The sequence below is a fragment of the Microcystis sp. LE19-8.1F genome, from assembly GCF_027531715.1.
GTDB lineage: Bacteria > Cyanobacteriota > Cyanobacteriia > Cyanobacteriales > Microcystaceae > Microcystis > Microcystis wesenbergii_A.
In genome coordinates this window covers 1-15,002 of the sequence record NZ_JAPZSO010000213.1, presented here as the reverse complement: position 1 = coordinate 15,002, position 15,002 = coordinate 1, and the positions used below count along the sequence as shown (strand labels likewise).

Below are 15,002 nucleotides of genomic sequence, written 5' to 3'. Positions count from 1 at the left end.
ACTAAACAAATAAATCTTGAAATTTTAATTATGACAACCCTGAAACGTTTTCCACTTTCTCATCCCTTATTTTGGGCAATTATCTACTTTGTTGCTTTGGGAATTATCTCGGTTATTTTAGGTCAAGATGTTAGTTGGGATTTACGCAATTATCATTTCTATAATCCCTATATGTTATTGACAGGAAGGTTTAAGTATGATGTCCTACCCGCACAGATACAAACTTTTTTTAATCCCCTAGTTGATGTTCCTTTTTTCCTTGCTGTTTATTATCTGAAACTGCCTCCGATTGTCGTGGGGTTTTTAATGGGAGGATTTCACGGGTTAAATCAATGGTTAGTTCACCTAATTACCTATCATTCCCTGGATAAAGTTTCCGAAAGATACAAGATAACTCTAAGCATAGCGGCAGCGATTACCAGTATTTTTGGAGCAGCCTATATCTCGGAGTTAGGAACCAGTATTGGTGATAATACCACCAGTGTTTTCGTTCTGGGAGGATTATTTTTTATAGTTAGTAGTTTAGGGAAAAATCTGCCAATTCCCTCTAAAAATATTCTTTTAGCTGGATTCTTATTAGGATTAGCAACGGGGTTTAAATTAACCAATGCTTTATATAGTATTAGCTTTTTGGTAGCCATTAATTTTTTACCTAATTCTTGGTCAGACAAATTACGCAATTTAATCCTATCAATTCTCTCAATGGCCGTGGGTTTTAGTCTCACTGCCGGTTATTGGATAATCTTAATGTGGACAAAGTTTGCTAATCCTCTTTTTCCCTTCTATAATAAAATATTTCAATCTCCTTATATTGAAACCGAATACAATTTTAAAGGGATACAATATTTGCCTAAAGATATCTGGCAATGGTTGTTTTATCCTGTTTATTTTATCAAGAGACAAACTCTTGTCTCTGAGGTTCCTTTCCAAGATAGCCGATTAGCCATCACCTATTTATTGATAATTTTACTAATAGTAGTAATTATTTTTCGTGCTATTTCTAAGCGCAATCTATCCTCTGAACCTGACTTAACCCACGATGCAGTTTTAGGGTTTTTACTGCCTTTTTATCTGACCGCTTACTCTATTTGGTTAGTGGGATTTTCTATCTATCGTTATCTGATGCCATTAGAATTAATCAGTCCCACTTTAATTATTTTGATTATTGCCTATCTTTATCCTCGCAAGAAACCATTATTAATCATAAATCTGCTAATATTTTCCTTAATTGTCACTACGGTTAAACCGATGGATTGGTGGAGAATGGGATGGTCAGATAGTTATTTTGGTATCGATAGTCAAGCATTAAAACCCTACGAAAATTCCACGATTGTTATCTGGGGAGATGAAGGAACATCTTTTATCGTCCCTTATTTTCCCGCTTCGACTCGTTTTGTGAGACTCAAAGGCAATACTGGAGTCAGTGAGGGAACTTTAATGCGAAAAAATGCCGAGACATTTATTGCTAATACTCCCCCAGAATCTCTCTACATTCTCCAGACGGACTTTAATAAAAAATCGCCTGATATAGTGGGGGATTTAGCGAAGGAAAATCTAGTTATTGACTTCCAAAGTTGTCAACCCTTTCCCAGTAAAATTGAAAATTTTAATCTCTGTCGTCTTCAAAAAAAGTAATTCTCACGGGAAAGCTATTCTCTATTCTCTAACCATTGTTAATTGCCAGTGACTCCTACCTTTTATCTGTAATGATTTATCTATTGACCGTTAACTACAATTGCGCGGAATTAATTAAGCGTTTAATCGCTTCCCTCAACGATGACTTATCTGCTACTCTCATCATTGTTAACAATTCCACTGAAGATAAAAATATCCAATCTCTAGCAGCTGAAAGAGTCAAGATTATTGAAGCGGGGGAAAATTTAGGATTTGGGAAAGGATGTAATCTGGGACTTAATTGGATTTATCAACAAGACAGAGAAGCTATCGTTTGGTTAGTTAATCCTGACGCTTACTTATTACCGGACTCTCTGGAGAAAGCAAGCAAATTTTTTCAGCAATATCCGGAAGTTGCGATTGCTGGTACAGAAATTTACGAACCGGATGGTAAAATATGGTTTGGTTGGGGAAAATTTAATGCCAAAATCGGCACAATTAACGTAGTAGAGGAATCCTTAGACTATCGAGATAAACCCTATCTTATTCCCGACTGGGTGACGGGATGCAGTTTATTAATTAATTTCTCGAATTTTTCCACTTGTCCCCATTTCGATACCGATTACTTTCTCTACTACGAAGACTTTGATTTTTCCCGAAGATACGCAAATCAAGGCTATTTAGTCGTTGTTACCAATCAGATTAAAATCATTCATGAACCATCTTCTATCACCCGTCGCTATGGTTATCTAAGACTAACTCATAATATCTATAGTTATCTTCTCAGTCTCGAAAAACATACGACTTTAACTATCCTTGTTTATCGCTTGCTGCGGATGAGTTTTATGTCTTTACTGATCCTTCCCATTAAACCAAAATTCTCCCTAGCCAAGTTACAGGGAATTCAACTCTATTGTCAAAGAATTATCACTAAACCGCATCTAGGTTGAAACCCGTAGTTTTTCTTGACGGGGTGCGGATTTGCCTTGTGCTTTGCCTCTTGCCTCATTTCAACAAGCAATTTAAAGGCGCGGACAGCTTATCTAGCTGATGGCTTCAAATATTACAAAAATTTTACAAGTTGCGTTAAAATCACCCCTAGCGATGAAACGCAGCACTTTTGTAATTGTTGAAACCGAGATTAATATGCTAAATAGGTCAATTACGGCCGAGAAAACCGAGGAATTCGCTCCTGCTGACCTGCAAGACCTGCTAGACTGTACCGATAGCTTTGTTAACCGTCACATTGGACCGACGGAGACGGAAATCGAGAAAATGCTGGCGGTTTTGGGTGTTGCTACCGTGGAGGAATTAATCGCTAAAACTGTCCCGTCAGGAATTCGTTTACAAAAAAGCCTTAATCTACCACCTGCCTTGAGTGAATACGCCGCTCTTGCCCAATTAAAAGCTATTGCCTCCAAAAATCAGGTATTTCGCTCCTTTATTGGCATGGGCTACCATGACTGTATCACCCCGCCGGTAATTCTCCGCAACATCTTAGAAAATCCGGGTTGGTACACCGCCTATACTCCCTATCAAGCGGAAATCGCCCAAGGACGCTTAGAAGCTCTCTTAAACTTCCAAACTCTCATCACTAGCTTAACCGGTCTGGAAATTGCTAACGCTTCCCTCCTCGATGAAGGAACAGCAGCCGCAGAAGCGATGACTATGAGTTACGGACTGTGCAAAACTAAAGCCAATGCTTTCTTTATCTCTAGTAGTTGCCATCCCCAAACAATTGAAGTTGTTAAAACCAGAGCGATTCCTTTAGGTATTGACATTATTATCGATGATCATCGTCTCTTTGACTTTAAAACGCCGATTTTTGGCGCATTATTACAATATCCAGCCACCGATGGCGTAATTTATGACTATCGGCAATTTATCGCCAAAGCGCAGCAAAATGGCGCGTTAGTCACCGTTGCCGCCGATATTCTCAGTTTAGCCCTGTTGACTCCCCCCGGCGAATTGGGGGCTGATATTGCCGTGGGTAGCAGTCAACGCTTTGGGGTTCCCTTGGGTTATGGGGGTCCCCATGCCGCCTATTTTGCCACCAAAGATGCCTATAAACGCAGTATTCCGGGGCGCATTGTCGGGGTATCGAAGGATAGTCAGGGTAAACCCGCACTGCGTTTAGCTTTGCAAACCAGGGAACAACATATCCGCCGGGATAAAGCCACCAGTAATATTTGTACCGCACAGGTGTTACTAGCGGTGATTGCTTCCATGTACGCCGTGTATCACGGACCGGAAGGAATCAAGAAAATCGCCCAAAGAGTGCAGAAATTAACCGCTTTATTGGCAACTGGTTTAAAACAGTTGGGTTATCAGGTGGGGAAAGAACCGTGCTTCGATACGCTCAAAGTTACGGTATCCACGGGAGTTAAGGCTCTCCTCGCCAAGGCAAAAACCCATAAGATTAATCTGCGTTATTTTGATGAGAATAATCTAGGAATTAGTCTCGATGAAACCAGCAGTCTCAGGGATGTGTGGGATTTATGGCAAATTTTTGCCCCCACCGAGGAATTGCCCTTTACCACGGCGGAATTAGTCGAGAAAATTAGTCTAGAATTACCCGCTAATCTAACCCGTACCAGTGCCTATCTTACCGAACCGGTGTTCAATCGTTACCACTCGGAAACGGAATTACTCAGATATCTGCACCGTCTGGAAACAAAGGATCTAGCCTTAAATACTTCCATGATTCCCCTCGGTTCCTGTACGATGAAACTCAATGCCGTAGCGGAGATGATTCCGGTAACTTGGGCAGAATTCGGCAAATTACACCCTTTTGCTCCGATTGACCAAGCAGAAGGCTATCAACTTCTCTTTCAACAGTTAGAGACTTGGTTAGGGGAAATTACCGGGTTTGATGGCATTTCTCTACAACCTAACGCCGGTTCCCAGGGAGAGTATGCCGGTTTACAGGTGATCCGAGCCTACCATGAAAGTCGCGGTCAAGGTCATCGTCAGATTTGCTTAATTCCTGAGTCCGCTCACGGGACTAATCCTGCCAGTGCCGTTATGTGTGGTATGAAAGTAGTGGCGGTTAATTGCGATTCTCGGGGCAATATTGATATTGATGACCTGAAAACTAAGGCCCGGAAGCATCAGGATAATCTAGCGGCTTTGATGGTGACGTATCCTTCCACTCACGGCGTTTTTGAACAGGGAATTAGCGAAATTTGCGCCTTGATTCATCAATACGGTGGTCAAGTCTATATGGATGGCGCGAATATGAATGCTCAGGTGGGTTTATGTCGTCCGGCGGATTTTGGCGCTGATGTCTGTCACTTGAATCTCCATAAAACTTTCTGTATTCCCCACGGTGGTGGCGGACCCGGTATGGGACCAATCGGAGTAAAATCCCATTTAGTGCCTTTTCTGCCCGATGTTTCCCTGGTTTTGGCGAAATTATCCCCAGAAACCGCTAACGGTAAGCATCAGGACTCGATTGGCGCAATTTCGGCCGCGCCTTGGGGTAGTGCCAGCATTTTGGTGATTTCTTGGATGTATATCGCTATGATGGGGGCAGCAGGCTTGAAAAAAGCGACAGAAGTGGCAATTTTGAACGCTAATTATATGGCTTTTCGTCTGGAGTCGGCCTATCCGGTTTTATTTAAGGGTAGCGCGGGAACGGTCGCCCACGAGTGCGTGATCGATTTACGTCCCCTGAAAAAACAGGCCGGCATCGAGGTGGAAGATGTGGCAAAACGCTTGATGGATTTCGGTTTCCACGCACCGACGGTTTCTTGGCCCGTGGCTGGTACAATGATGGTGGAACCCACGGAAAGCGAATCTTTGGGCGAATTAGACCGTTTTTGTGAAGCTTTGTTAACTATCTATCAAGAGGTACAAGCGATCGCTAATGGTAGCATGGATCCCCACGATAATCCCTTGAAAAATGCCCCTCATACAGCCGCAGTTTTAACTGCCGATGATTGGAGTCGTCCCTATTCCCGTCAACAGGCAGCTTACCCGCTTTCTTGGCTACAAGATTATAAATTCTGGCCGGTAGTGGGACGGGTTGATAATGCCTACGGGGACAGAAATCTGGTTTGTTCCTGTGAGGGTATGGACGCTTATAAGTAATCGTAATTCCTTGATAATATTAGTGGGGTGGTTGCAAATTACCCCGCTTTTTTCTGCTTTTTCGGAACTTGGCCTCTAAAATTAACTAGGAGCTGCTGAAAAACTTTTTCCTGGGGTTAGCAGTCGGGAGTCATACTATAGCGTTTCTGATTCACAAGAGGTACATTCCCGATCCTGAACAGCTTAATCAGCAAAGGTTTAAGTGTGCCGCACAGATGCGAGAACCGCTATAAATCCGGTTATTAAAGACTGATTATCTATTTCCTCTTTTGCCTTTTGCCTCTTGCCTCTTGCCTATCCTGATATGTAACCTATGCTCAACAGATTTAGTATCACTGATAATTGCTGATTGTCGGTATTTTTGCCAATGTGATATGCACCCAATTAACAATTAACCTCACTACTGCTTCGTCACCAAAAACCAACCGGAATCCGTGGATCCGATCGCCTTTAATCCTTCTAAATCAGTAGCTTCTTTGGTTTGACGATCGATAATTAGGTAAGGTTGCTTGTGACTTTGCCAATGATTGATTAATTCTTCGGCAGCAAGGGGAAAAACCCGACGACCACTATAAAAATTTAACGAGGGGCGCTCGTAGGCAAAAGCAATATAAACAGGGTGATCGGCCGGCACATATTTCTGCACTAAACTCGCCACCGGTTTGACGGGGAAATTCTCATTTAATTCCCAGATCCACAGGGGAGAATTAACAAAAATAAACAAAGAAACCAACATTCCCCAAAGCAAAACCACGCTGAATTGTTCCGAGCGCCGGGCTAACAAAATCGCCGTTGTCACCATGGTCAGGGAAAGTGACAATAAGGTTAACAGAATCAAAGGATGGACAGGTTCGATCGGGGCAAAATTACCAGGGAAATAGGCCATTAAAGCTAATAAACCCGCCACAAAGCCGATAATACCCAAAATAATTGACCAGATTGGATGATAGGGGCGATCGATGGGAAGATTACCCAGCTGCGCCAAGGCATAACCGGCCGCTAAAGCCAAGGCCGGATAGATCGGCAGAATATACCAAGGCAACTTGGTCGCCATTACCGAAACCACCAACAGATAAACACCCGTCCAAACTAACAGTAACTTCGCCCAACTGTAGAGATATTCCTGACGGGCTAAATGTAAACCCCAAACCGAGAAAATTAACCAGGGCCAACTATATTTAAGAATTTCCAGCAGATAATACCAAAACGGGCCGCGATGATTGTCCAGATCGTCACTAACTCGCTTTAACTGTTGAACAAAAAGGGAATCAAGGAACTCCCGCTCGTAGTGCCAAAATTGGGCGCTATACCAAGCAAAAGCGGGGGTTGCTCCCAATAACCAACCCGACCAAAAATAGACAGAAGTTAACAACCGAGGAGTATCCCAGAGCAGAAAAATCAAGCCGATACCCGCCAATAATAGCCCCATAATCCCCTTCGTCAGACAAAGGAGGGCAAATCCTAACCCCGCCCCCAGAGACCAGCGTAAATCGCGCCGTGAGCGCAGTAAACAAACAAACATCAGCATTTCAAAACACAATACCGCTCCATCCAACATGGCCAAACGGCCATGGCGCACCACCGGCAAAAGAGTTAAATAGATCAAGGCCGACAGTAAAGCTGGCAAACGAGCCGGAAAAATTTCTCGACCGAGAAGATAGAGAAGCGGCACCGATAAAGCTGTAAAAAAAGCGGGAATTAGTCTAGTATTGGCCTCATTGATGCCCCAGAAATGGTAGGTTAGACCAATTAAACTATGAATCAATGGCGGTTTATTCAGGTAGGGATCACCCCAAAGACTAGGAAATAACCAGCGCAATTGTTCCAGCGGGGTTTGGCTAATTTCCTTGGCCACCTGAGCAATGGTCGCTTCATCCCAATCCCGCAAGGGTAAATTACCTAATCCCACTAGATAGATAATTAAGGCCGCTATTAATAATCCCAGTAAACACAGAAATTCTTTAAAATTTTCTCTCTGACGCAATTTATAACCAGAATATCCCCAAGTAAATTTTTGACGGTTCATAAGCTAGGTCAGTAAACAGTTAACTGATTATGTATTGGTATAATGGCGAATTAATCGAGAATGAGCGAATAAGTCTGGGTATTGATGATATTGGGTTGCTTTATGGAGCCACAATATTTACTACCCTGCGTATCTATCAACAAAGCTTAGATCATCCCCTAACCCATTGGCAAGAGCATCTCGAACGTTTGCACTCTAGTTTACAAGTTTTCCACTGGCCCGCTCCCGATTGGCAGCGAATTCGCCAAGGAGCCGAAAAATTATCCCTATTGTATCCTGTCCTGAGAATCACAATTTTTCCCGATGGTAGGGAGTGGATTAAAGGCCGATTTTTACCCGAAGATTTAAACATTAGACAAGAGCAGGGAATTATTGGGTGGGTAATAGATAATCCCGCTTGGCAACGCGTTTTAGGAGAACATAAAACTGGTAATTATTTAACCCCTTGGTTAGCGGCACAAACTGCTCAAAAAAAAGGAGCAAAAGAAGCGATATTAGTCGATCGAGTCGGTCATTGGTTAGAAACTAGCACGGGCAATTTATGGGGATGGAAAGATAATTGCTGGTACAGTCCCCTGCTTACTGCTGATATTTTACCCGGGATCGGGCGCTCGGCTTTGATCGGCTGGTTAAAAAAACAAAATATTTCCCTGCAAGAAAATCTCTGGACCCCTGAATTTGTCGGGACTTTACAAGCGATCGCTTATAGTAATTCTCTGGTGGAAATTATCCCTTTTAATTCTATTCTTGGCTGTGATCTAGAGATAAATACAGCTATTTATCGGGAAGTTTTACCAGATTTACAGCAATATTTTTCCAGTCAATTAGAGAATCAATAAACCTCTTGCATAATTCATTTTTTATAATTCAAAAACGGCAAAAATAAGGATTAAATGGCAAAAATCTGTGAATATACCATTTAAGTAGGTAGGTGTTAAAAATTGTCAGATCCCCCCCTTATTAAGGGAGGATTAAGGGGGGATTAAGGGGGGAGCTATCTTCAATTTAATTATAACCAGCTACTTAATTGATTATTATTCATTCTTAATTCTCCTGACTCGGAGACTCCTAACTCCTAACTCCTGACTCGGAGACTCCTGACTACTGACTCCTGACCCTAACAACAATTTTTGATTTTTACCAGAGGTCTAATAAGGATGTGTTACCAGAGGCTAACACATCCAAAATCTGGAAATAATGCCGCTCAAGCTTTAAAATTCTCGCTCGGAATTAGCCTCACTATCGCGCTTAGAACCGAGTAAATCTAATTGATCGACGAGAATTACCGGTTTAGAACGAGCTAATCCCGTGTTTTTATCATTCCAGGTATCCATTTTCAAAGACCCTTTAATCCCGATTAAACCGCCTTTTTTCACATAATTAGCGGCCACCTCCGCCGTTTTGCCCCAAATTTCCAGATCGAACCAATCCGGCTGATCGCTATTTTTAGAGCGACGATTAACCGCTAAAGTGAAGGTACACTTAACACTGCCGGACTCGAAATACTTCGTTTCCGGGTCTCTCCCCGCTCGTCCCACCAAATGAACCAGATTTAAACTCATGGTCTTAAATCCTCAATTTAGTACAATAGTATGTTTATTTTAGCCCGAAACCTTGGACTTGACCGGTGGGCAGCCAGAAAATTAGGCCGAAGACCTGCGTAAATCCGGAGAGAAAGAAGCGATAATTAACTAGACTTGAGAAACAAAACCTAATAAAATCCAAGTCGATTCGATCGAAAGTCTAGCTATAGTAACGTTGTTATCAGAACAGGAGTGAAAACAAGTGCGTTTTTTTAGAGGTCTAGCCTTATCAAGGGACATAGGTATAGACTTGGGGACAGCAAACACCCTCGTTTATGTATCAGGGAAAGGCATCGTTTTAGAGGAACCATCGGTAGTGGCGATCGATCAAGATCGTAACCCGGTCGCTGTCGGGGAGGAGGCCAAAAAAATGCTCGGTCGAACTCCGGGCCATGTCACCGCTCTGCGACCCCTGCGCGATGGGGTAATCGCCGATTTTTACAGTTGCGAGATCATGTTAGCGGAATTCATCAAACGAGCGCTCGATGGTACGATTGGCAATCCCCGCATGGTAATCGGTGTTCCCAGTGGGATTACTGGAGTAGAAAGACGTGCGGTGGTGGATGCGGCCAAAAATGCCGGCTCGCGAGAAGTGGGGTTAATTGATGAACCGGTTGCTGCGGCCTTGGGTGCCGGTTTACCCGTCTCGGAAGCGACGGGAAATATGATCATTGATATCGGTGGTGGCACCACGGAAGTGGCGATTCTCAGTCTCGATGGGACAGTGATCAGCGAATCGGTGCGTGTGGCCGGGGATGAACTGACGGAAGCAATTATCGCTTATCTGAAAAAAGTCCATAATCTGATTATCGGGGAACGTACGGCCGAAGATATTAAAATTCGCCTTGCTTCCGCTTATCCCACCCCCGGAGATGAATTTCCCCCTCTGGAAGTGCGGGGATTGCATCTTATGTCCGGTTTACCCCGCACCGTGACCATAAAAGCGGAAGAAGTGCGGGAAAGTATGGATGAGCCACTTTCCGTGATCATTGATGCGATCAAACGTACCCTAGAAAAAACTCCCCCCGAATTAGCTGCTGATATTATTGATCGCGGCATCATGTTAGCGGGAGGAGGTGCTTTATTACGGGGACTCGATCGCCTAGTCAGTCACGAAACCGGTATCGTTACCCATGTCGCTGAAGATCCCCTGCGCTGTGTGGTCAAAGGCACGGGAGAAGTGTTAAAAAATCAGAAACTCTTTGAGCGGATCGTTAATGAAACAACTCGCAATGTCTAAAGGTCACTAGGATCGGTTAGCCGTTAGCCATCAGCAGCGGAAAAATGGACGGATTCTCACTCTACACAGTCAAGAGGTTTTAAATCGCTCATGTATTCAGCACGACGAAAATGGACACAGCAGGGATGGCGACTGTTTCTGCTCGCTGCCGCTTTGGGGGGAGCTTGGTACATTCGCACCTATCAAAGTGGGGCGATTTTAGAATTGTATGGTTTATTAACTCGTCCTTTTCAGGGAGAGGAAACTAATCTGCAAGAGCAACTTCTGGCCGATCAACGGGTGCGAGAATTACAAAATCGTTTAAGTGAAGTCGAATATCAAAATCAACAATTAAAAAAACAGCTTGGTTATTATCAAACCCAGAAAAAACCCCTGATTTCTGCGCCAATTATTGGCCGCAGCGCCGATGATTGGTGGCAACAGGTAATTATCGGTCGCGGTAGCGCCGATGGTGTGCCAGTGGGTGCTTCGGTGACGGGAATTGGCGGTTTAGTGGGACGGATTACGGAAGTTACTCCCCACACCAGCAAAGTTTTATTGGTCAGTAATTCCCAAAGTCGCATCGGAGCAACGGTAAATCGTAGTCGGTCCATGGGTTTGATTCAAGGTCAGAATTCCCAAGTCGCCACCCTGCGCTTTTTTGAAAAAGCTCCCGATGTCAAACCGGGAGATGTGGTGACAACTTCGGCTTTTAGTAGTCTTTTTTGGCCGGGGTTGCCCATCGGTCGCATAATTTCCCTTAATTTACAGGAAAATCCCGCCCCCACCGCCAAAATTGAATTTACCGCCACCGTGGACAATCTCGAATGGGTGTTCGTTCACCCGCAACCCCAGCAGTGAGAGGGGGAATTATGCTGAAATTAAGCCGTTTATCAGCCCGTTCTCGTTTTATCCTGAATATTTTAGTCACTATCGCTTCGCTGCTTCTCTGTGCCTTTCTTTCCTTAATGCGGCTCCCCGGTATGGAGATTTTAGGCATCGCTCCCAATTGGTTACTGATTTGGTTGGTTAGTTGGAGTCTCAATCGCTCTTGTCTCGATAGTGTGGTGGCCGGATTAGCGCTCGGCACTATTCAAGATAGTCTTACCTCTAATTATCCTTCCCATATCATGGTTTTTGGTCTCATCGGCTTCCTCACTTCCCGTTTACACCGACAACGTTATGTTAAAGAAGAATTGATCGCCGTGGTCTTAATTGTCTTTGTTATGACTTTAATTGCCGACGCTGCCATCGCTTTTCAATACTATCTACAAGGAGGCAAAAATCTCGCCGATCTTTGGCTCGATTATCAACGCATTGCCCTCACTGCTGCTCTGCTTAGTAGTCTCTGGACTCCCCTCGTCTATTATCCTCTCCAGCAATGGTGGCGACAATTTAGCGATCTTTAAGGAGTCAGGGGACAGGAGACGGTCGTCAGGATACAGGAGACGGGAGACGGGAGACAGGAGACGGTCGTCAGGAGACGGGAGACGGGAGACAGGAGACAGGAGATAGGAGATTATTTCTATTTACTCTTCCGACACCCCACACCCCACACCCCACACCCCACCTCCCCACTTCCCCAACACCCCACACCCCACACCCCACACCCCACACCCCCACACCCCACTTCCCACTCCCTCACCCTCACCCGCTCGATTAACATGAAATACAAACAAAAACTTAGTCAATTTTTTCATAATCTTGCTAATAAATTAGAGAATTCCGAGCAACCCCCTAAAGTCGATCCTATCGACTCCAAATCTGCGCCAGTTGCGGGGGAAAAGCCAGTAGAAGCCGCTTCCAAAGAAAAAAAGGTCAATTTAGTCTCCCGAACCAGTAACAAGGCTCTAGAGACGTTAAAACCCTTAAAAAACAAATTTACTACCCTGATCGACAATTCCCCCTTACCGCAATGGCGACAACATCCCCGCTTTGGGTTGTACTTGGGATTGGGATTAGGCGTGACAGGGGGACTTTTGGGGGTAGGTTGGGGCATTTATCGCCTTGAAAGCTCTTTACCGCAAAATATCGCCGATATACAAACATATACTCGTCCCGGCACCCTAACCATTCAAGCCGCTAATGGGGGAATCCTCAAGCAAAATGGCCCTAGCACTTACGAAACTGTGAAAATTGCCCAAGTTCCTCAACTGGTACAGGAGGCCTTTATCGCTAGTGAAGACCGCCGGTTTCGCGAACACGGGGGAGTTGATGGCCAGGGTATTGCTCGCGCTCTCTTTTCTAACCTGAGAGCCGGGGGAGTGGTGGAGGGAGGCAGCACCATCACCCAACAATTGGCCCGGATTGTCTTTTTATCCCAAGAAAGGAGCTTTGATCGCAAATTACGCGAAATGCGTATCGCTCAGAAAATAGAAGATAAATATACAAAAGACCAGATTTTAGAGCGTTATTTTCACCTAGTTTATCTCGGTTCCGGGGCCTACGGTCTTGCCGATGCCGCTTGGTTATATTTCAGTAAACCCGTCGATAAATTAACTCTAGCCGAAGCTGCCACCCTTGCTGGCATTGTTCCCGCTCCTAGTCTCTATTCTCCCCTCGAAAACCCTAAATCTGCCCTAGAACGGCGTAATATCGTCCTCAAAACTATGGCCGAGGTGGGATTTATTACTAAGGCTCAAGCGCAACTGGCGATCGCATCTCCCCTAGGCATTAAAACCAGTCCCCTAAAACGTCTGCAACGGCAAGCGGCCTATTTTACCGATTATGTGGAAAAAGAACTGCCGCAACTGGTTCCCGCTAAAACCCTAGAAGCGGGGGGATTGGTGGTAAAAACTACCCTTAATCCTCGTTGGCAAAGCGAAGCGGAGGAAGTGGTAGAAAGAGCGGTTTCTCGTTATGGCAAGTGGCAGAACTTCCAACAGGCGGCTTTAGTGGCAATTGACCCCAAAAATGGACAAATTAAGGCCATGGTCGGGGGAATTGACCACGATAAGAATCAATTCAATCGGGTGACACAAGCAAAACGTCAGCCAGGATCTACTTTTAAGCCTTTTGTCTATGCGGCGGCGATTGCGGCGGGGAAATCCCCCTATTCTAATTATAAAGATGCTCAGTATGTGGTGGATGGTTATAAACCGGAAAACTACGGCGATAAGTATAGCGGCCGCGAGGTGTCCATGCGCGATGCTTTGACTTCTTCCCTGAATGTGGTGGCAGTTCAGGTGTTAGTGGCTGTGGGTTGGAATCCGGTGATTAAATTAGCTCAAGATATGGGGATCCAGTCGAAACTTTTACCCACTTATTCTTTGGCTTTGGGTGCTTCGGAAGTCAATCTTTTAGAATTGACCAGCGCCTACGGTACTTTGGCTAATAATGGTGTGCATCAACCAGTTTACGGTATTAATCAGGTACTTGATCGCCATGGTAAAGTAATTTATCAAGCCAATTTTAAACCGAAAACTGCTCTCAATCAAAACACGGCAGCGACGATGACTTGGATGCTGCAAGATGTGGTTAATTCGGGAACGGGAACCCCCGCACAAATTGGTCGTCCGGTGGCAGGAAAAACCGGCACTTCTGACAAGGCTCGCGACCTTTGGTTTGTCGGTTATATTCCCCAATTAGTCACGGGAATTTGGCTCGGTAATGACAATAATAAACCCACCAATGGAGCCAGTACCATGTCCGCTTGGATGTGGCGACAATTTATGTTAGGAGCAATTAAGGACATTCCCTATCAAGGTTTCCCAGAACCGAATTTAGGCAAACGTCCAGTGACATTAAAAGCGGAACCAATTAAACCCCGACGTACCTACTTTACCCAAACTACTAACAATCGTTTAGCCAGCAGCGATGAGGGTTCCCCCAGCGAAGGACCTATCCGCAGACGGCGACGGGTTCGGGTAAGTCGTGAGCAAACTATCGTCCGTTCTAATACTAGCGAACCCAGCCAACGCCGTTCTAGTCGTCGGCGTACTAGCACTGCTCCTACCAGTGCCGCTGCTCCTCGTCCTGAAAATACGGCCCCCCCAGCAGCCGAACCGATTACCGTTCCCGTCACTGTGGCAGCTCCCGACACTCGTTCGGTTCCCCTACAGGTAACTCCTCCCCCCGATGTGGCTCCTCCTGCACCCCCGGCAGAGAGACGCTGAATCGGCGAAAAACCCCCGCAAATCCTGCGAGGGTTTTCTTTCCCAAACTGCTCGGCCAAATCTTGGAAAACCATCGGATTTCTCGCACCGCTATAATACGGCCATCCGTTGAGTATAGGCTACATATCAGGAGAGGCACTCCTGCAAGGGGAGTGACTCTTGATTTATTACAGATATATCAGCAGCCGTCCCTACCCCAACGGGGGGTTTGGGTAGGGTTGATTCATGAATCAACCCTACTATCAATCAACCCTACTATCAATCAACCCTACTATCAATCAACCCTACTATCAATCAACCCTACTATCAATCAACCCTACTATCAATCAACCCTACTATCAATCAACCCTACT

11 protein-coding genes are annotated in these 15,002 nt (G+C 44.9%); 8 read left to right on the top strand and 3 right to left on the bottom strand.

Going from position 1 to position 15,002, the window contains the following annotated elements:
- The first annotated feature begins 30 nt into the window (after positions 1–30).
- From O9334_RS20000 to gcvP, 3 genes are all read left to right on the top strand, one after another.
- Positions 31–1,635, top strand: coding sequence for a glycosyltransferase 87 family protein (locus tag O9334_RS20000; RefSeq protein WP_288002080.1), 1,605 nt, complete (start codon positions 31–33; stop codon positions 1,633–1,635).
- A gap of 71 nt (positions 1,636–1,706) precedes the next feature.
- Positions 1,707–2,564, top strand: a complete 858-nt coding sequence (locus O9334_RS19995; RefSeq protein ID WP_045357632.1) for a glycosyltransferase — start codon at positions 1,707–1,709, stop codon at positions 2,562–2,564.
- A 154-nt stretch (positions 2,565–2,718) separates the two neighbouring features.
- A complete protein-coding gene (gene gcvP / locus O9334_RS19990; RefSeq protein WP_190380802.1) occupies positions 2,719–5,706 on the top strand; it encodes an aminomethyl-transferring glycine dehydrogenase in 2,988 nt (995 codons plus the stop codon).
- Positions 5,707–6,106: 400 nt separating this feature from the next.
- On the opposite strand, the gene O9334_RS19985 is transcribed toward gcvP, so the two are convergent.
- Positions 6,107–7,732, bottom strand: a complete 1,626-nt coding sequence (locus O9334_RS19985) for an ArnT family glycosyltransferase (RefSeq protein ID WP_190380800.1) — start codon at positions 7,730–7,732, stop codon at positions 6,107–6,109.
- Between the two features lie 29 nt (positions 7,733–7,761).
- On the opposite strand from O9334_RS19985, the gene O9334_RS19980 reads away from it, so the two are divergent.
- Positions 7,762–8,571: an aminotransferase class IV gene (locus O9334_RS19980; RefSeq protein WP_045357637.1), complete on the top strand. Its 810-nt coding sequence runs from the start codon at positions 7,762–7,764 to the stop codon at positions 8,569–8,571.
- 372 nt (positions 8,572–8,943) lie between these two features.
- On the opposite strand, the gene O9334_RS19975 is transcribed toward O9334_RS19980, so the two are convergent.
- Entirely contained in the window at positions 8,944–9,294 is a 351-nt protein-coding gene (locus tag O9334_RS19975) for a single-stranded DNA-binding protein (RefSeq protein WP_045357641.1), read from the bottom strand.
- Between the two features lie 223 nt (positions 9,295–9,517).
- On the opposite strand from O9334_RS19975, the gene O9334_RS19970 reads away from it, so the two are divergent.
- The 3 genes from O9334_RS19970 to mreD all read left to right on the top strand — a co-directional run bounded on the left by O9334_RS19970 (position 9,518) and on the right by mreD (position 11,943).
- Positions 9,518–10,555 (top strand): rod shape-determining protein, encoded by a 1,038-nt coding sequence (locus O9334_RS19970; protein ID WP_045357644.1) that lies wholly within the window; start codon positions 9,518–9,520, stop codon positions 10,553–10,555.
- Between the two features lie 90 nt (positions 10,556–10,645).
- Positions 10,646–11,395 (top strand): rod shape-determining protein MreC, encoded by a 750-nt coding sequence (gene mreC / locus O9334_RS19965; protein ID WP_045357646.1) that lies wholly within the window; start codon positions 10,646–10,648, stop codon positions 11,393–11,395.
- Positions 11,362–11,943, top strand: a complete 582-nt coding sequence (gene mreD / locus O9334_RS19960; protein WP_288002072.1) for a rod shape-determining protein MreD — start codon at positions 11,362–11,364, stop codon at positions 11,941–11,943. Before mreC ends, mreD begins: the two co-directional genes overlap by 34 nt.
- 120 nt (positions 11,944–12,063) lie before the next feature.
- Here the strand turns inward: mreD and O9334_RS19955 are convergent, their stop codons facing one another.
- Positions 12,064–12,213: a hypothetical protein gene (locus O9334_RS19955; RefSeq protein WP_288002068.1), complete on the bottom strand. Its 150-nt coding sequence runs from the start codon at positions 12,211–12,213 to the stop codon at positions 12,064–12,066.
- On the opposite strand from O9334_RS19955, the gene O9334_RS19950 reads away from it, so the two are divergent.
- Entirely contained in the window at positions 12,199–14,649 is a 2,451-nt protein-coding gene (locus O9334_RS19950) for a transglycosylase domain-containing protein (protein ID WP_288002067.1), read from the top strand. The two genes, O9334_RS19955 and O9334_RS19950, sit on opposite strands and share 15 nt — an antisense overlap.
- Positions 14,650–15,002 lie beyond the last annotated feature (353 nt).